The 18003-nt window shown below is 65.1% G+C and carries 19 protein-coding genes and 1 tRNA gene; 8 read left to right on the forward strand and 12 right to left on the reverse strand.

Going from position 1 to position 18003, the window contains the following annotated elements; translation table 11 throughout:
* Positions 1–65: 65 nt before the first annotated feature.
* From rplL to LFT45_RS15975, 9 genes are all read right to left on the reverse strand, one after another.
* Entirely contained in the window at positions 66–443 is a 378-nt protein-coding gene (gene rplL, locus LFT45_RS15935) for a 50S ribosomal protein L7/L12 (RefSeq protein ID WP_102973696.1), read from the reverse strand.
* A gap of 77 nt (positions 444–520) precedes the next feature.
* The gene (rplJ, locus tag LFT45_RS15940; protein WP_111905186.1) at positions 521–1117 is read right to left on the reverse strand and encodes a 50S ribosomal protein L10; all 597 of its coding nucleotides are present in this window, start codon (positions 1115–1117) and stop codon (positions 521–523) included.
* A 343-nt stretch (positions 1118–1460) separates the two neighbouring features.
* A complete protein-coding gene (locus tag LFT45_RS15945; protein WP_236804522.1) occupies positions 1461–2570 on the reverse strand; it encodes a GNAT family N-acetyltransferase in 1110 nt (369 codons plus the stop codon).
* Positions 2571–2650: 80 nt separating this feature from the next.
* Entirely contained in the window at positions 2651–3742 is a 1092-nt protein-coding gene (locus LFT45_RS15950; RefSeq protein ID WP_236804524.1) for a GNAT family N-acetyltransferase, read from the reverse strand.
* Between the two features lie 186 nt (positions 3743–3928).
* Entirely contained in the window at positions 3929–4636 is a 708-nt protein-coding gene (gene rplA, locus LFT45_RS15955) for a 50S ribosomal protein L1 (protein ID WP_111905184.1), read from the reverse strand.
* 127 nt (positions 4637–4763) lie between these two features.
* The gene (rplK, locus tag LFT45_RS15960; protein ID WP_018773647.1) at positions 4764–5195 is read right to left on the reverse strand and encodes a 50S ribosomal protein L11; all 432 of its coding nucleotides are present in this window, start codon (positions 5193–5195) and stop codon (positions 4764–4766) included.
* 132 nt (positions 5196–5327) lie between these two features.
* The gene (gene nusG / locus LFT45_RS15965; protein WP_236804526.1) at positions 5328–6194 is read right to left on the reverse strand and encodes a transcription termination/antitermination protein NusG; all 867 of its coding nucleotides are present in this window, start codon (positions 6192–6194) and stop codon (positions 5328–5330) included.
* 114 nt (positions 6195–6308) lie between these two features.
* On the reverse strand, positions 6309–6593 hold the full coding sequence (secE, locus tag LFT45_RS15970; protein WP_236804528.1) for a preprotein translocase subunit SecE: 285 nt from the start codon (positions 6591–6593) through the stop codon (positions 6309–6311).
* 81 nt (positions 6594–6674) lie between these two features.
* Positions 6675–6747, reverse strand: a tRNA-Trp gene (locus LFT45_RS15975).
* Positions 6748–7020: 273 nt separating this feature from the next.
* Here LFT45_RS15975 and LFT45_RS15980 point away from each other — a divergent pair.
* The 3 genes from LFT45_RS15980 (at position 7021) to LFT45_RS15990 (ending at position 9655) form a co-directional block, all read left to right on the forward strand.
* On the forward strand, positions 7021–8238 hold the full coding sequence (locus LFT45_RS15980) for a pyridoxal phosphate-dependent aminotransferase (RefSeq protein WP_236804530.1): 1218 nt from the start codon (positions 7021–7023) through the stop codon (positions 8236–8238).
* A 242-nt stretch (positions 8239–8480) separates the two neighbouring features.
* The gene (locus tag LFT45_RS15985; protein WP_236804532.1) at positions 8481–8804 is read left to right on the forward strand and encodes a helix-turn-helix domain-containing protein; all 324 of its coding nucleotides are present in this window, start codon (positions 8481–8483) and stop codon (positions 8802–8804) included.
* Positions 8801–9655: an IS3 family transposase gene (locus LFT45_RS15990; protein WP_236804533.1), complete on the forward strand. Its 855-nt coding sequence runs from the start codon at positions 8801–8803 to the stop codon at positions 9653–9655. The genes LFT45_RS15985 and LFT45_RS15990 overlap by 4 nt, the downstream gene beginning before the upstream one ends.
* 226 nt (positions 9656–9881) lie before the next feature.
* On the opposite strand, the gene LFT45_RS15995 is transcribed toward LFT45_RS15990, so the two are convergent.
* Both LFT45_RS15995 and LFT45_RS16000 read right to left on the reverse strand, forming a co-directional pair.
* Positions 9882–10559, reverse strand: coding sequence for a LuxR C-terminal-related transcriptional regulator (locus tag LFT45_RS15995; RefSeq protein WP_236804535.1), 678 nt, complete (start codon positions 10557–10559; stop codon positions 9882–9884).
* Positions 10556–11956, reverse strand: a complete 1401-nt coding sequence (locus tag LFT45_RS16000; protein WP_236804537.1) for an ATP-binding protein — start codon at positions 11954–11956, stop codon at positions 10556–10558. Before LFT45_RS16000 ends, LFT45_RS15995 begins: the two co-directional genes overlap by 4 nt.
* A gap of 125 nt (positions 11957–12081) precedes the next feature.
* Between LFT45_RS16000 and LFT45_RS16005 the strand changes: the two genes are divergently transcribed.
* The 5 genes from LFT45_RS16005 to LFT45_RS16025 all read left to right on the forward strand — a co-directional run bounded on the left by LFT45_RS16005 (position 12082) and on the right by LFT45_RS16025 (position 16471).
* Positions 12082–13755 carry a PspC domain-containing protein gene (locus LFT45_RS16005; RefSeq protein WP_236804539.1) on the forward strand — a complete coding sequence of 558 codons (1674 nt, stop codon included), beginning with the start codon at positions 12082–12084 and terminating at the stop codon, positions 13753–13755.
* 1 nt (position 13756) lies between these two features.
* Positions 13757–14041, forward strand: a complete 285-nt coding sequence (locus tag LFT45_RS16010; RefSeq protein ID WP_236804541.1) for a hypothetical protein — start codon at positions 13757–13759, stop codon at positions 14039–14041.
* A gap of 3 nt (positions 14042–14044) precedes the next feature.
* Entirely contained in the window at positions 14045–14299 is a 255-nt protein-coding gene (locus LFT45_RS16015; RefSeq protein ID WP_236804543.1) for a PspC domain-containing protein, read from the forward strand.
* Positions 14300–14614: 315 nt separating this feature from the next.
* The gene (locus LFT45_RS16020; RefSeq protein ID WP_236804544.1) at positions 14615–15640 is read left to right on the forward strand and encodes a 6-phosphofructokinase; all 1026 of its coding nucleotides are present in this window, start codon (positions 14615–14617) and stop codon (positions 15638–15640) included.
* 114 nt (positions 15641–15754) lie between these two features.
* Positions 15755–16471 carry a GNAT family N-acetyltransferase gene (locus LFT45_RS16025; RefSeq protein WP_236804546.1) on the forward strand — a complete coding sequence of 239 codons (717 nt, stop codon included), beginning with the start codon at positions 15755–15757 and terminating at the stop codon, positions 16469–16471.
* 14 nt (positions 16472–16485) lie between these two features.
* Here the strand turns inward: LFT45_RS16025 and LFT45_RS16030 are convergent, their stop codons facing one another.
* The gene (locus LFT45_RS16030; protein WP_236804548.1) at positions 16486–18003 is read right to left on the reverse strand and encodes a DHA2 family efflux MFS transporter permease subunit; all 1518 of its coding nucleotides are present in this window, start codon (positions 18001–18003) and stop codon (positions 16486–16488) included.

Below are 18003 nucleotides of genomic sequence, written 5' to 3' on the forward strand. Positions count from 1 at the left end.
TACTTGCCGTTAAACGCAGGAATCCCCGCCCACCGGAGTGGACGGGGATTCCTGAACAAGCAGTGTTACTTGAGGGTAACGGTGGCGCCAGCTTCTTCGAGCTGAGCCTTTGCCTTCTCGGCAGCTTCCTTGGTGGCGCCTTCGAGAACAGCCTTGGGAGCGCTGTCAACCAGGTCCTTGGCTTCCTTGAGGCCCAGGGAGGTGATGGCGCGAACTTCCTTGATCACTGCGATCTTCTTGTCGCCAGCAGCTTCGAGGATGACGTCGAAGTCGGTCTTCTCTTCGGCTTCCTCAGCGGCGCCGCCACCGGCGGGGCCGGCAACAGCTACAGCAGCAGCGGTAACTTCGAAGGTCTCTTCGAAGAGCTTGACGAACTCGGAGAGCTCGATGATGGTCAGTTCCTTGAAAGCTTCAATGAGCTCTTCGTTGCTGAGCTTCGCCATGGTGTGGCGTCCTTCCTATAAAGGTGGCCGGGGCTTGATGCCGTTCCGATCCACCGGAGTCTTTTTGGGAGAGAGAACTAGTTCTCTTCGGCAGCGGCTTCGGCCGGAGCCTCAGCTGCGGCTTCTGCGTCAGCCTCTGCGGCAGGAGCTTCTTCAGCGGCGGGAGCTTCGGCTTCAGCCGGAGCACCGTTCTCTTCTTCAAGCTTGAGGCGCAGTGCGTCGATGATGCGTGCAGCAGCGGCAGCAGGGGCCTTGAGGATGCCTGCAACCTTTGCGAGCTGCAGCTCGCGGGACTCGAGTGCTGCCAGGGCAGCAACTTCGCTGGCGTTCAGTGCCTTGCCTTCGAAGTAACCGGTCTTGATGACCAGCTGCTTGTTAGCCTTGGCAAAATCCGTCAGGCTCTTGGCAGCTGCAACTGCGTCACCCTTGATGAACGCGATTGCAGTGGGGCCGGCGAGCTGGCCGTCGAATGCTTCGACACCAGCTTCCTTGGCTGCAATGGCGGTCAGGGTGTTCTTGACGACCGCGAACTTGGTGTCCTGGCCGAGAGAAACACGCAGCTGCTTGAGCTGTGCAACGGTGAGCCCACGGTATTCGGTCAGGACAGCGGCGTTCGATTCCTTGAAATCGTTAGTGATCTCAGCTACTGCTGAAACCTTGGTAGGCGTTGCCATAACCCTCCTTCCGGGGATAGTGCCGGTATTCCGGGTCCCCGCTCAGGTGAGCTAAAACTAAAAACGCCCCGCGCAGATGCACGGGGCTTGGCTCAACGCTGTTCAAACAGCGGAACTTTGCTTCGTTCACCTGCGCCGGCCGCCCTATGTTCAGGGTCCTTCGTCCGGAAACCCACTGGCTCTTTCGCACACAACTGCAGAGTTGAGCTGAGCTCGAAAGAGTGGGAATCCAACAACCGACGGTCTTTGGTAGTTCAAGCTTAGGGGACGGCCCTGTGCATTACCAAATCGGGCATTACCAAATCGGGCATTACCAAATCGGCCGCTCCTCCGCCGCCAGGACCTAGCTCCTCCTCGGTCCAAGGTCCGGCAGTTCCTTCTGCCAGATCCCGGTGACTCCCGCCGTCGTGAACCCAAGCTGGAGGTTAACCGTCAGGAGGTACCGGTTCTCCGGTGCGTTCCAGGTGTAGATCACCCGCGCAGCGGGGAACTGCTCGGTGAGGCGCTCCATATTGGCCACCTTGATAAGCAGGCCGAGCTTGTTGCCGCGGTGCGCCTGCAGGACCACCGTGTCGTCCTGGAAGACGACGTCCTGCCGCTGCGCCAGGACGCTGATGGTCGTCAGCCCCACAAGCGTCCCGGTAGCAATGTGTTCGACGGCGGTCACCACCGTGCGCCGTCCCTGCGAGATAGTGACCTCCTCGGCTTCCCGCAGGATCCGGGCATCGAAGACGATGTCGTCGGTCCCCTCGACCGGTCCGGCGTCGCCGCCGGCCTGGTTTTCGAGGGCCGCCACCGATTCCAGCCAGCGCTCCGGGCAGCGGTCGGTCCAGTGATGCAGGCGGTAGCGGCCGTTGTTGGCCTCCTCCGCCTCCGCCTCGAGCTCGGCCACAAGCTTGCTGTCCAGCGGCAGCACGCACGAGCTGAACTGTTCGATGTGCTGCAGCGTGTAACCGGTGCGCTGGGCGAATTCCACCTCACGGCTCCCCAAGGGCACATAGCCTTGGCCCGATCCGGGCACCAGCTGCTCGGGCTCGAATTCGTGCAGGGACGCACCGGGGTGGTTGGTGTCCACCAGGATCATGGTGCGGCCCTCGTTGCGGGCGAACTGCTCGGCAGCTTCCAGCAACTGCCTGCCCACGCCCTGGCGCTGGTACTCGGGGAGGATGTCCAGGGTAAATTCGGCGAGGTCCAGGTTGTCGGCGAGGGGCAGGGCGATGTCCACGGTGCCCACGATGTCGTCACCGACCTTTGCGACGAGGATGACCTGGCGTTCGTACGGGTCTTCCAGTTCGAGGAGCTTTTCCAGCGGCGTATAGGCGAGGTCGTCACTCCCCCAGGTATCCATCCTGACCTTGCGCCCCACCTCCACCGCGGCAAGGAAATCCGCTGCATCGGCAGCATCCACTGAGTCAGGAATCCACAGCCGCTCGATCCGCACCTCTATTGCCATCATCCCCAGCCGTTCCGCCGCTTGCCATGAAGGCTGCGGGCTTGAGTCCACGCGGTGTATCCGTCGCCAGCATATGCCGGTTAGCGCCGGCGCTGCCACTCACCGTCGTACCCTGCCGGACGGAAGCCCAACGCCACATTGATGGCCAGCATGTGGTCATTCTCTGCAGCGTTGAACGTCAGGACCCGTTCCACTTCGGGGTGGTCCTGCTGCAGGCGCCGCAGGTTGCGCACCTTGACCAGCATCCCCAGCCGGTGTCCGCGGTGCGCCTTGGCCACCAGCGTGTCGTCCTGCTCCGCCAGCCACGGCTTTTCGTCCGAGTGCTGCAGCACGGAGTAGGCCGCCAGCTCGCCGCTCCCCTTATGCCGGGCCACCGCCACCAGCGACTCCAGGCCCGCCCGCTTCCACTCGTCCTCGACGTGCCGGACGCGCGGGGCGTCCCACACCTCGGCGTCGTAATGCAGCGCACCTGCCGGGGAGTCCGTGCTCATCCTGGACATGAGCGCGGCCATCTGTTCCACGTACTCATCCGGGCACCGGTCCGTCCAGCCGAGGATTTCATACTGGTCCCCGGCGATGCCGGCGGCCTCGCCTTCCAGTGCGTCCAAGGCACCGTCCGACGGCGGCATGTCCAGTGCGCTGAAACGCGTCACCTGCTCGAGGGTGTACCCGGCCGCCACGGCGAAACGGACGCCACGCGCCGCGGCCGGGACCCCGCCCGTCCCGGTTCCGGGCCTTAGGATCCCCGGGCCGTCCAGGTCGAACCCGGGGGCGTGTTCAGTGAAACTCTGCAGGGTGCTGCGTCCGTCCTCCGTTGCCAGTGCCTCTGCGTGCCCGAGGAGGGCCAGTCCGATGCCGCGGCCGCTGAACCCGTTGAGGACGTCCACCCTGAGGAACGCATCCTGGAGGTTTTCCTTTTGCGTGAGCCTGACCCAGGACCTTGCCACCATGCGGCCGTCCAGCCGTACGAAGAAGAGCCGCAGCTTCACGTAGTCGTCGTCACGCCACGATTCCAGCCTGGCCTTCGGCGGCGCTGCCCGGTCCAAATTGCCCCATAGTTCCAGCGCCACCGCATCACTGAGGTCGCTGAACTCCAGGAAGTCCGTGGCGTCTGGCGCGTCAAGTGACGCAGGCAGGAAAAGCGGCTCGATCCGGTAGGAGGGCGTCGTCACCGGATCAGCCTAGCCGCAACGCCCGGGGTCCGACAGAGCCCCTGCAAGAGCGAGCCGGCGCACTTACCGGAGTCCCGTCGTCGTACTTCAGAAAACGAAAACGCCACCGGAATACAAAAGGACCGCCCGGCAAACGCCGGACGGTCCTTCTGTTTTGGCCGGATATCCGGCCGAGGTTCGCGAGACTTATGCCTCGATGAGAACCTTGGTGACGTTGGGGTCGACGGAGATGCCGGGACCGAACGTGGTGGCAACCGTTGCCTTCTGGATGTAGCGGCCCTTGGAAGCGGACGGCTTCAGGCGGAGCACCTCTTCGAGGGCAGCGGCGTAGTTCTCGGCCAGCTTGACGGAGTCGAACGAAACCTTGCCGATGATGAAGTGCAGGTTGGAGTGCTTGTCGACGCGGAAGTCGATCTTGCCGCCCTTGATGTCGTTGACAGCCTTGGTGACATCGGGGGTGACGGTGCCGGTCTTCGGGTTCGGCATCAGGTTACGCGGACCCAGGACCTTACCGAGGCGGCCAACCTTGCCCATGAGGTCAGGGGTGGCAACGGCTGCGTCGAAGTCGGTCCAGCCGCCGGCGATCTTTTCGATCAGGTCGTCGGAACCAACGAAGTCGGCGCCGGCAGCGATTGCTGCTTCAGCCTTCTCGCCGGTGGCGAACACGAGGACGCGGGCGGTCTTACCGGTGCCGTGAGGCAGGTTGACGGTGCCGCGGACCATCTGGTCAGCCTTACGAGGGTCAACACCCAAGCGGAAGGCAACCTCAACGGTGGCGTCGAACTTGGACGGGTTGGTGTCCTTGGCGAGCGTCACTGCCTCGAACGGCGCGTAGAACTTCTCCGCGTCGATCTTGGCTGCGGCTGCCTCGTATGCTTTGCTGCGCTTTGCCATGCTGCTTATTTCTCCTTGTGCAGTTGTGGTCTGCGGACCGCGCTGGGCCCTGCCACAGTCAGCTGCCCGGGATGGACTGCTGACATTTCAATGTTCAATGGTGCCGGTTTCCCGGCGGGTAAGGGAATTAACCCTCGACGGTGATACCCATGGAGCGGGCGGTGCCGGCGATGATCTTCGCTGCGCCTTCGAGGCTGGTGGCGTTGAGGTCTTCCATCTTGGTGGTGGCGATCTCGTTGACCTGTGCCTGGGTCAGCTTGGCAACCTTGACGGTGTGCGGGGTAGCCGAACCCTTGGCGACGCCTGCAGCCTTCTTGATGAGCTCTGCAGCCGGCGGGGTCTTGGTGATGAACGTGAACGAACGGTCTTCGTAAACGGTGATTTCAACAGGAATAACGTTGCCGCGCTGGGCTTCCGTCGCAGCGTTGTACGCCTTGCAGAATTCCATGATGTTGACACCGTGCTGGCCAAGCGCAGGACCGATCGGCGGGGCCGGGTTAGCGGCACCTGCCTGGATCTGCAGCTTGATGAGGCCGGTGACCTTCTTCTTGGGAGCCAATGTAGGGTCCTTCTCTCAAATGCGTCCTGGGACACAGGAGCGTGCCTCAGGTGGTTGACCGCCATGGCGAGGCGGCCGGCCGTTCCGGAACTGCTAAGCGGGCCGTTCCGGAGCGAAATCTGTGGTGATCAGCTAGATCTTGGTGACCTGGTTGAAGGCCAGCGTGACCGGGGTCTCGCGTTCGAAGATGGACACCAGGACCACGAGAGTCTGGGAATCGATCTTGATCTCGGAGATCGTGGCGGGAAGGGTCTCGAACGGACCTTCCTTGACGATGACCGACTCGCCGACCTCGAAGTCGACGTCGACCTGCGCGGCAGCCTGCTTGGCGGGCTTGCCCTTCTCTGCCTGCTCCTCTTCGAAGACAGGAGCCAGCATGGAGAAGACCTCATCGAGGCGCAGCGGAACGGGGTTGTGGGCGTTGCCCACGAAGCCGGTGACACCCGGGGTGTGGCGGACGGCGCCCCAGGAGGCGTCGGTCAGGTCCATGCGGACCAGCACGTAGCCGGGGATGCGGACGCGGTTGATGACCTTGCGCTGAGCGTTCTTGATCTCAACGACTTCTTCCATCGGAACCTGGATCTCGAAGATGTAATCTTCCATGTCCAGGGTCTGGATGCGGGTCTCAAGGTTGGCCTTGACGCGGTTTTCGTAGCCGGCGTAGGAGTGGATGACGTACCAGTCACCCTCCTGGCGGCGCAGCTTGGACTTGAACTCTGCGGCAGGATCAGAGGCCTGGGCGGCAGCGGCGGCCAGGACATCGGTCCCTTCGGCGCCTTCCTCGGCGTCCTCTCCGGTCACGGCGTCAGCGTCAGCGGCGTCGGTCTCGGCCTCATCAGCGTCGGTCTCGTCGTCGGCGTCAGCGTCGCCGTCGTACTCGGCATCGCCTTCGGATTCGGGCGCAGCAGACTCAACCTCGGAGCCCTCGGCGGACTCAGCCGCGGGGTTCTGGGTTTCATCCAGCTCAGTCTCAGTTACCTCGAGCTCCTGCTCAGACACTTGGTCTCCTGCTTCCTCATTGCCTAATTGCCTATTTAAATGGCTCAATTCCGCACACCCCGCAGCTCCTGCCGATTCCGGCCGGGAGTCCACGCAGTCTGCGGACCGATCGCCTTAGCGGTCCAGGGCGCCTGTGCCGCCGAAGACCCAGCTCACCGCGGTGCCGAACCCCAGGTCCAGCAGCGTGACGATCACCATCATGATGACCACAAATACGAGCACCACGAGCGTGTAATTGATCAGTTCCTTGCGGGTGGGAGCGACGACCTTCTTCAGTTCGCCAATGACCTGGCGGACGAAGAGTGCGATGCGAGCGAAGAAGCCGGCCTTGGCGGCCTTCTTTGCGGGGCGGCCCTTGGAGCTGCTTGCAGCTGTTTCGGTCACCTGTTCCTCACTCATCCTCGCAAGTCGGATTACCCGGCTCTGAACTGAACCTTTGGTTGCTGCGCTTGCTCCGGCATTTCGCCGGAACAGCCTGCGCAGGGCAGACAGGACTCGAACCTGCAACCTGCGGTTTTGGAGACCGCTGCGCTACCAATTGCGCCACTACCCTATGGATCAAAAACCGATGAAGGCCGCACTTTCCCAAGGACATCTGGGGCGCACGTCATCATCTGTGTTTTCAACACCGGAGAACCAGTCTACGCAACAACTGCGCTTACGTCGAACCAGCCTCATTCCGGACCGTTTTTCAGCTTCAGAATCCGCGCCGCACCGCAGTCACAAATCCGCGTTCCACCTCGAACGATCCGGTGAACAGCATAGAGTAGATTCCGTCGAATTCCACCATTCAGCTTTCCAGCTGCAAGCGAAGAACGGACCCGCCATGTCTGCCGCCCGCGTTTCCCAACGCATTTCCGCTATTGCCGAATCCGCCACCCTGGCTGTCGACGCCAAGGCCAAGGCGCTGAAGGCCGCGGGCCGGCCGGTGATTGGTTTCGGTGCGGGCGAGCCCGACTTCCCCACTCCGGACTACATCGTCCAGGCAGCCATCGAAGCCGCCAGCCAGCCGAAGTATCACCGCTACTCCCCCGCCGGCGGCCTGCCCGAACTGAAGAAGGCAATCGCCGAGAAGACGTTCCGGGACTCCGGCTACAAGGCGGACGCGTCCCAGGTACTGGTCACCAACGGCGGCAAGCAGGCCGTCTACAACACGTTCGCCACCCTCGTGGATCCGGGCGACGAAGTGATCGTGCCCACGCCGTTCTGGACCACCTACCCCGAGGCCATCCGCCTCGCCGGCGGCGTCCCGGTGGAGGTCTTTGCCGGCCCGGAGCAGGACTACCTGGTGACCGTGGAGCAGCTCGAAGCGGCTATCACGGACCGCACCAAGATCCTGCTGTTCGTGTCGCCGTCGAACCCCACCGGCTCCGTCTACTCGCCCGAGCAGGTCGCCGAAATCGGAAAGTGGGCCGCCGCCAAGGGCCTGTGGGTGGTCACCGACGAGATTTACGAGCACCTGACGTACGACGGCGTCCCCTTCACCTCCATCGCCACCGCCGCCCCCGAACTGGGCGACAAGGTTGTGATCCTCAACGGAGTGGCCAAGACCTATGCGATGACCGGCTGGCGCGTGGGCTGGATGATCGGACCGGCGGACGTCATCAAGGCAGCCACCAACCTGCAGTCGCACGCCACCTCAAACGTGTCCAACATCCCGCAGATCGCCGCCCTGGCAGCCGTCTCCGGTCCGCTCACGGCAGTGGACGAGATGAAGGTCGCCTTTGACCGCCGCCGGAAGGCCATCGTGGACGGGCTTAACGCGATCGAGGGCGTTGAATGCCCGACGCCGAAGGGCGCCTTTTACGTGTACGCGGACGTCCGCGCGCTGCTGGGCAAGGAATTCCCGACGGCGAACGGCACCGTCCGCCCGGAGACTTCGGCCGCGCTGGCCGCGTTGATCCTGGACGAGGTGGAGGTGGCCGTGGTTCCCGGCGAGGCCTTCGGCCCGTCCGGCTTCTTGCGCCTTTCCTACGCCCTGGGCGACGAGGACCTTGCCACCGGCGTAGGCCGCCTGCAGGACTTCCTCGGCAAGGCGCAGTAACCTAACGCTTCCTCACGTCCTGTACTGCTCCCCGGAAGTTGGACTGAGATATTCAGTTCCGACTTGTGGGGAGCAGTTTTATGCGTGCGTCTAGTTCGTTGTCTGAGGTCCAGCGCAAGGCCGCTGTAGCGTGGTTCGAGAAGGGCATCGCAGCTAGAGCGACGGCCGGAGTGCTGGGTGTGCCCTTGCCGCCGGTTCGGGGTCTCTACCTGCGGTGGAGGATTCATGGTCGAGGAGTTTTGATGCCGCAGCCGCCAACGTCGTACTCATTCGAGTTCAAACTCGCCTTGGTGGAACGGTTCCTAGCGGGCGAGACCGCCCCGGACCTGGCAGTGGAAGCCGGCCTGTCCTCACCTCGCGTGCTGCAAAAGTGGGTACGGGGCTACCGGGAGGAGGGTGCTGATGCATTGCGGCCGAAGCCCAAAGGCAGGCCCCGTAAGTCCGACGCCCCGCCGCCGCCGGATACACCGGAGATGGAACGGTTACGCCGGGAGAACGAGCGGTTGCGGGCGGAGGTGGCCTATCTGGGAAAACTGCGGGCCTTGAGGGAACAGGGACGACGGTGAAGGTCCAGGCCGTCATCTCCCTCAAGGCTGATTATCCGCTGGGCGTCCTGCTGGACGTCGCCGGGCTTGCCCGGTCCACGTTCTTCTATCACCAGGCCCGCCTCCAGGCCCCCGATCCGCGGGCGTCGCTCAAGACCACGATCACCGAGATTTTCAACGACAGCCAGGCCCGGTACGGGCACCGGCGCATTCACACAGAGCTGCTCAAGAAAGGGTGGACGGTCGCGAAGAAGACCGTTCTGAAGCTGATGCGTGTCCTGGGGCTGGTCTGCAAGGTCCGGCGGAGGAAGCGCTACAACTCCTACCAGGGCGAGCAGGGCAGGATCGCCCCGAACCTGCTGAACCGGGAGTTCGACGCCACCGCCCCGAACCAGAAGTGGGTTACCGACGTGACAGAGTTCAGCGTCGGAGGCCGAAAGCTTTACTTCTCCCCGATCATGGACCTCTTCGACCGGCAGATCATCTCCTACGCCATCGGCTCGTCCCCGAACCTGGAGCTGACCAACGCGTCGCTGCGCGACGCCTTGGCCACGCTCGAGGACGGGCAGAAACCGCTGGTGCACTCGGACCAGGGCGTCCAGTACCAGCACATCTCCTGGCGCACTCTCCTCAAGGAAGCCGGCGCGGTCCAATCAATGTCCCGCAAGGGCAACTGCTACGACAACGCCGTGATGGAGAACTTCTTCGGCCACCTCAAGGAAGAACTCTTCCACCACGTCCGGTTCCTCAGCCCCGGCGCCCTGGCAACAGCACTGCACGAGTACATCCGCTGGTACAACACCGACAGAATCTCAACGAAGCTCAACGGCCTGAGCCCGATACAATACCGAAGCCAGGCCCTTGCAGCCTAGGCCTTACTAACCAGGTCCAACTATCGGGGACCAGTTCATCCTGCAGGAAATCCACGGACCCTTCCTCAGATCCTGCAGGAAACGCTCAACGCTCCCGCACCAATTAATTTTTGGTGCGGGAGCGTTTGCGTTTCGGCAGCAGGAGGTGAGGACGCGTTAGGAAGAAGGCGGCAGGACGTGAGGACGCGTTTGGAGAAAGGCGACGGGAGGTGGGGACGCGTTTGGGCTAGAGGAGGCGGCGCTCGGCGGCCCACTTGGTCAGTTCGTGGCGGCTGGACAGCTGCAGCTTCCGCAGCACGGCCGAGACGTGGGTTTCCACGGTTTTGATCGAGATGAAGAGCTCCTTGGCCACTTCCTTGTAGCTGTAGCCGCGGGCGATCAGCCGCATCACCTCGAGTTCCCGGGCGGAGAGCTTGTCGAGTTCGTCGTCGGCAATGTCCGCCGGGGCGGTGCCGAACGCGTCCAGGACAAAGCCTGCCAGCCGCGGCGAGAACACGGCGTCGCCGCCGGCAACCCGGAACACGGCGTCGGTGATCTCCGCACCGGAAATGGTCTTCGTAACATAGCCGCGGGCTCCGGCGCGGATGACGGCTACCACGTCCTCGGCGGCGTCGGAGACGCTCAGGGCAAGAAAACGCGTGGTTGCCAGGAGTGCCGCGGAGCCGCTGATGACCTCCCGTCCTCCCCCGCCGCGGCCGCCGGGCAGGTGTACGTCCAGCAGCACGACGTCGGGCCGTGCTGCGGCAATAACTTCGACGGCCTGTTCCACGGTGCCGGCCTCGCCAACCACCACCACGCTTGGGTCCAGGTCAGCTTTGAGACCTGACCTGAAAATCGCGTGGTCATCCACGATCACCACCCGCACGGTTCTTCTCGCCGCGCCTGTCCCTGCTGGTGTACTCATGACTTCCCTTCCCCGTTGTCCGCGACGTCCGCAGGCAGCCTGAGGCGCACCTCCGTGCCGTCCGGACCGCTGTTGATTGCGGCGTTGCCGCCGTGCCGTTTCATCCGGCCAATGATCGATTCGCGCACGCCCAGCCTGTCGTGCGGGACGTTGTGCAGTTCAAAGCCCGGGCCACGGTCCTTGACGAAGACTTCCGCGCCGCCGTCGGACACCTCCAGGTAGACAGAGACGGGACCGCCGCCGTGGCGGGCGGCGTTCAGCATGGCCTCGCGGCTGGCCTGGACCAGCGCTTCGTGGCGCTCGGTCATCTCCGTGTCCCCCACGGTCACGACGTCGACGGCGTTTCCGAGGCCGTCCTCAACCTCCGCGGCGGCCGCTTTGATCCGGTCCGAGAGCTGGCCGGCGTCGCGGGCCGGATCCTTGAAAAGCCAGCCTCGCAGCTCGCGCTCCTGCGCCCTGGCCAGGCGGACGACGTCGTGCTCGTTGCCGGCTCGGCGCTGAATGAGGGCAAGGGTCTGCAGCACGGAGTCGTGCAGGTGGGCGGCGATCTCGGCCCGCTCGGTCTCCCGCACGCGGCCAGCCCGTTCGGTCTCCAGGTCGCGCCAGAACTTCAGGCCCCAGGGCAGCAGCACCAGCGCCACGCCGCCCAGCACGGCCACGGACGCAAGCAGCGCGAGCCAGGTCTGCTGCCATGAGCCGGACCCGGAGACCATGACCAGGACCCCCGCCACCACGAGCGCCAGGCCCGCCGCCAGCCGCGCCCAGCCGCCGGCCTGGTCCGCCTTGGTCTTATCCACCAGTCCGGCGCGGCGGGTTTCATCCAGCTGCATCCACGCGATTGCGGCGCCGCCGAGTATCGCAGCCGCGGGGATCAGCGTCCCGAGGGGCACTTCCACGCCCAGCAGCCTGGCGATCAGGATAGCGGCGACGAGCAGGAGCCCGGCGCCGAGCAGGATCTCCTTGCCGTAGCGCATGCTCCGGATCCGGAACCATGTGCCGGTCCCGGGAGCTGCGGCAGGCGCCCGGAGCTGGAAGGCGGTGCCGGCGTCGTACTCACCTGCGGGCGGAGGGACAGACGGAGGAAAAGGAACTGTGCCGAATGAAGGGGCGGGGGCCTGGCCGGGCTGCAAACCCGCGGGCGGCAGGCTCACGGCGGGGGCAATGGGCGACACCGGGCGGCGGGCATTACGCTTGGCGTTCTCGTCCGCGGTGGGAACCATGATCCACAGCCATCCATAGAAGGCGAGCCCCGCACCCCCGGCGAAAGCGGCCACCACCATGCCGATCCGGACCATGCGCACCGGCCAGCCAAGATGGACCGCCAGGCCGGAGCAGACGCCGGCGATCACGCGGTCGCTGCTGCGGACCAGAGGTGGGCGGACAGGGGCTGTGGTCATGCATCAATCCAAACACGGATCAGGGTTCCGGAGTCCCGTTGTGAGGGTGAACCCGGGGTAAGTCAGGGACGGCTCAGGGTGTTCCCCAATAGAGGACTGACCAGCCCAAACGGCACTATCGAAGTATGAACTCGCAGAACCCCAACCCCAATGAAGGCCAGCAGCCGGGCACCCCGTCCGAGGGCAACACCGGCCAGGAACCGGAACAGCCGGCAGCGGCAGAAATTACCGGGCCGGACAACGCGGAAGCGCAAAACACCGCGCCGGAAAATCCTGCGCCGGAAAATCCCACGGAGCCGCTGTTCCCGTCTCCCGCCGCCGACGAACCTCCGCACACTTCCGCTGGAGCCACCCCTCCCTCCGGAACCCACGCCGGGTCCGCGTACGGTGCTCCCGGTTATAGCGCTCCCGCCTATGGCTCTCCCGGCTACGGCCGTGCCGCACAGCCGGTGAACTTCTTCGACTGGATCCGAAGCCACGGAGTACACCGGGGACGCGACCGGTGGATCGGCGGCGTCTCGAGCGGCATCGCTGAGAGGATGGGCATCGATCCCCTGATCGTGCGCGGCATCTTCATCGTGCTGACGCTGTTCGCAGGCATCGGCGTCCTGCTGTATGGCCTCGGCTGGGCACTGCTGCCGGAGCCGGATGGCCGGATCCACACCCAGGAGGCAGGCGCCGGCCGCTGGAGCACGGGCATGACGGGGGCGCTCATCACCTCAATCATCGGGCTCACCGGCATGGGCGGCGGCTTCTGGGGATGGGGCCACGACGGCTTCGGCTTCTTCTGGGCGCTGTTCTGGATCGGCGGTGTCATCTACCTCATCTACTTCCTGACCCAGCGCAACAAGAACCGAAGCGGAGCGCCAATGGACGCCACCACCGTCGGCCGGGCGGCCTACGGCTACACCGGCAACACACCCGCGGCTGCCGCAGCCGGATCTTCCGCGTCTCCGTCCGCTACGTCACAGTTCCAGGCGTCCGCCTTCGCTGCCGGAAGCCATACGCCCACCCAGCCGTACACGGTGCCGCCGACTCCGGACGCCATCCCGTCGTACGGCTCCGCCACCTCGTACGGCCCCACCGCCCCGTACAGCTCCACAGCCCGTTACGGGGGCGGCACTCCGCCCCGCCGGCCCGCTCCGGTCCCGACGCCGGCACCCAAGCCGCGGCCGAGCGGCCCGGGCGCTCCCGCCGTAGCCATCACCGCCGGACTGGCGCTGCTGGCGGGCGGCACGCTCAAGGCGCTCGACGCCGGCAACCTGATTGATCTCGGCGACTCGGCAAACGCCGTGGTCTGGGCAGCCGGCGCAGCGGTCCTTGGCCTAGGCATCCTACTGGCCGGGATGCGCGGCAGGACCTCGGGTGTGCTCGGGTTCTTCGCCGTGGTGGCGCTCATCGTCGGCGGCGTCTTCAGCGCAGTGCCCAACGGTGACCGGTTCCGCTTCCAGAACGCGGACTGGAACCCGGTCAGCATCGAACAGGCCCGCCAAGGCTTCCAGATCACCGGAGGCCACGGAACTGTGGACCTGACCGGCCTGAACCTGAACCCGCCCCTGGGCACCGACGTCGTAATTCCCCTCGACGCCACAGCAAGCAACCTGACGGTGGTCATTCCGAGCACAGTGCCGGTGGATGTCCGGGCCGACATGACCCTGGGCAACCTGAACGAGGGCGCGGGTAACCGAAGCGGCATCACCTCCCGGCAAAGCAGCTACAACTCGGACAAGCCGGGCGCCCGGCTGATCCTCCAGATCGACGGCACCGTGAGTAACGTAACCATCCAGGAAGGAAACTGACATGAGCAGTTTTGATCCGTCACCGGAAACAAACCCTGCGCCCAAACCGCCCACCGTGGGCAACAACGAACCCGCCGAAGCGCCCGCACGGGTGGGCACCATCGTCTGGGGACTCGTGGTCCTCGCCCTGGCCGTCCTGATCACCGTCTCCCAGCTGGGGATCGTGGTCCTGAACGGGACCTATGTGCTGATCGGCCTGATGATCGGAGCCGGGGCCGCGCTGGTGATCGGCGGGCTGCTCTCAGCTCGCAAACGTGACAACAGCACAACAAACGGGAAGTCTTAAACCATGGAAAAGTTCTACAGCATTGTCAGGGGCATTGGCCTGAAGCGCGGACCCCAGCGCTGGCTGGGCGGCGTGTGCGGCGGAATCGCCGAGAAGCTGAACGTGGACGTGGCATTCGTCCGGATCGCCTTTCTCCTCTTTTGCCTGCTGCCGGGCCCGGCCGTCGTGTTCTACCTCGCGGCATGGCTGATCCTGCCGGACCAGAACGACTCGATCGCGCTTGAGTCCTTCCTCGCAAAGCGCGGCACAGGCCGGTAGTACCCCGCTCCGGCCGGCCGGAACCGCCCAGCGGAAACCCGCCGTCATCCGTTTTATCCGCGTACACCGTTTTACGCAGCGCCCCTGTTCCCGCCGGAACGGGGGCGCTCTGCCGTCCCGGCCGTTACCGGTCCCGTATTCGGGTCCCGGTCTCCGGGCCCCGGCGTCCTGACCGCCGCGTCCAGACCCCTGCGTCCGGACCACCGGGGCTGTAACCGTTTGTGTCCTACCCCACACTCCGCACTAGAATCTCTAATTGAGCTCAGCGTGGCGCTCTGCCCGTAAAACCTTCGAACCAGGATTTGAGCCAAGAAAATGAAAATCGGAATCCTCACCAGCGGCGGCGACTGCCCCGGACTTAACGCGGTTATCCGCGGCGCTGTCCTCAAGGGCATTGCCATCCACGGCCACGAATTCGTGGGGTTCCTCGACGGTTGGCGCGGAGTGGTTGAGGGTGACATCATCCCTATTCCCCGTACTCTTGTCCGCGGTATTGCCAAGCAGGGCGGCACCATTCTGGGCACCTCCCGCACCAACCCGTTCGAGAACGGCGGCGGACCGGACGTCATCAAGGCCCACATGGACCGGCTGGGAATCGACGCCATCATCGCCATCGGCGGCGAGGGAACCCTTGCGGCCGCAAAACGCCTCACCGACGCCGGCCTGAAGATCGTCGGCGTTCCCAAGACCGTTGACAACGACCTCGACGCCACGGACTACACCTTCGGTTTCGACACCGCCGTCCAGATTGCCACCGAGGCCATCGACCGGCTGCGGACCACCGGCGAATCCCACCACCGCTGCATGATCGCCGAGGTCATGGGCCGCCACGTCGGCTGGATCGCCCTGCACGCAGGCATGGCCTCGGGCGCCCACGCCATCCTGATTCCGGAGCAGAAGACCAGCATCGAGCAGATCACCAAATGGGTGACCGAGGCCCATGACCGTGGTCGTGCGCCGCTGGTGGTGGTGGCCGAGGGATTCGTGCCGGAGCACATGGAATCGCCGCACTCCGAACGCGGGCTGGACACTTTCGGCCGGCCGCGGCTGGGCGGGATCGCCGACCAGCTGGCCCCGGAAATCGAAGCCAGGACCGGCATCGAGACCCGCGCCACTATCCTGGGCCACATCCAGCGCGGCGGCGTCCCGTCCGCTTTCGACCGCGTCCTGGCCACCCGGCTGGGCATGGCCGCCGTCGACTCCGTGGTCGAAGGGCGCTGGGGCACCATGGTGTCGCTGAGCGGCACCGACATTGACCATGTGGGCTTCGAAGCCGCGCTGGGCAAGCTCAAGACCGTCCCGCAGCACCGCTACGACGAGGCCGCGGTCCTGTTCGGCTAAGCCCCGCTCCCACTCCCGTCCGGCTTCCAGCGGCGCGAACTGGCAGTTAATGCCCTGTTTTTTGGTTTTTGAGGGCATTATCTGCCAGTTCGCGCTTCTCGGTAGGCTGGGATCATGAGTCTTGACCCCGGATCCGCCGCCATCATCCAGCTTGCCTGGGCGCGCCGCCTGGGGCTCGACGACGGCGCGTTCGCCCGTGCGCTGGAAACCGGCGAGCGGATCACCAGGGTGGACGACTCCGCGCACTCGGTCGAATTCGTGCGGCTGTTCGGCAGCTCGGCCCTGGTGGGTCCGCAGTGGGCGCTGGACGCCGCGGCCGGAATCTCGGACGAGGAGATGGCCCAGCACGTTACCCTGCTGACCATCACCCGCCGGCACGGCGGACATGGCCAGGGCTCCGCCGCGCTCTTCTTTGCCGACGACCTGCCGCTGCTGCAGCCGGCGGAGGACCTGACGGTATCGCACGGCAACCCCGAGGCCATTGAGCTTGAAGGCCTGTGCCCGCCCGATGACGTGAACGAGGTGGGCCTGTCTGACCTCGAGAACCGGTACACCATCATGCACGACGACGAGGGGCAGCGCGCGCCGGTGGCCTGCGGCGCCTACTCGGAATGGGAAGGCATCCTGGCGAACATGGGGGTTCTCGTGGCCCCCGGGTGGCGCCGCCGCGGACTGGGATCGCTCGCGGCCTCCGTGGCTGCCCACGAAGCGCTGGCCTCCGGGCTGACGCTGCAGTGGCGCACCGACGTGAGCAACAAGGGCTCGCTGGCCACGGCACGCAGCCTGGGCTTTTCCACCGGCGGCATCCAAACCAGCGCGCTGCTCGGCTAGCCGCCGCCAGGCTGCTAGCGCGTTGTCGCCTCCGCGTCCTGGTCGGCGGCCGGCTGCTGTCCGCCCCAGCCCTGTACTGCCTTGGGCCGGGCGAAGAACAGTGCCACCGCTGCGCCGAGCACGATCACAGCTGCAGGCAACATGATCGACTGGCCCATCGCCGTCGCGAAGCCCTCATGGAGGGCCGGAGGCAGCTGGCCGCCGAAGCCGCCGGCTTCACCCCCGGCTCCGTCGGATGCGCCCGGTGCCGCCGGGAGTTCCGCCGCGAGCCGGGCCTGCATGAGGACGGCGATGGCGGCACTGCCGAGGACAGCGCCGATCTGCCGGGTGGTGTTGTAGACGCCCGCCCCGGCCCCCGCCTGCCGCACGGGCAGGTTGCGGGTGGCGGTGGAACTTAGGGGCGCCCAGATGCCTGCGTTCGCGAAGCCAAGCACCGCGCTGGGGAGCAGGAACAGCCACACCGGGGTGTCCGGGTGCATGAGGGCTGAATTCCAGAACAGCGCCGCGGCCATGAGCAGCAGCCCGGTGGATGTGATGTATTTGGGGTTGACCCTGTCGATAATCCGCCCCACAACGGGCGCCAGTCCGCCGGAAATCAGCGCCATCGGCACCATCATCAGGGCCGACTGCGTCGGGGTCATGTCCCGCACCATCTGGTAATAGAAAATTAGCGGCAGCCCAAAAGCTGTGACGGTGAACCCCACCGTGGTGATCCCGATGTTGGCAAGCGAGAAATTTCGGTCCTTGAAGAGACCCAGCGGAAGCAGCGGCTCACCCTTGTTGACCGCCTGCCACACGACAAAAAGCACCAGCACAACGAGGCCGCTGATGATCAGCCCCCACACCGTGACCGGACCGGTGATGGTGCCCCAGTTGTAGGTCTCGCCCTCCTGGATGCCAAAGACAAGCAGGAAAAGCCCGACGGCGCTGAGCACCACGCCGGGGATGTCGAACTTATGCGGGTGGGTGGTCAGGGACGGCACCAGCCGCCAGGCGAGGATGAAGCCGACGATCCCGATGGGTACGTTGATGAAGAAGATCCACTCCCAGCCAAGCCCGTCCACCAGCACGCCGCCGAGAATCGGGCCCACCAGCGTGGCCACGCCGGCAGTGGCACCCCACAGACCCATGGCGGCGCCGCGCCGGTCCGGCGGGAAGATGCGCGTGATCACGGCCATGGTCTGCGGCGTCATCAGCGCTGCACCCAGCCCCTGGAGAACGCGCGCCGCGATCAGCATCTGCACATTGCCGGAGAGTCCGCACCACAGCGAGGCGAGGGTGAAGACCACCAGGCCGGACAGGTACAGCCGCTTGGGCCCGAACCTGTCACCGAGCCTGCCGGTGATCAGCAACGGCACCGCATAGGCCAACAGATAGGCGCTGGTGACCCAGATGACGGCGTTGATGTCCGTGTCCAGCCCCTCCATGATGCGCGGGTTGGCCACCGAAACGATCGTGGTGTCGATCAGGATCATGAAGAATCCGATGACGAGGGACCAGAGTGCAGGCCACGGCCTGCTGACGTTCTCCAA

Source organism: Arthrobacter sp. FW305-BF8, from assembly GCF_021789315.1.
Lineage (GTDB): Bacteria > Actinomycetota > Actinomycetes > Actinomycetales > Micrococcaceae > Arthrobacter.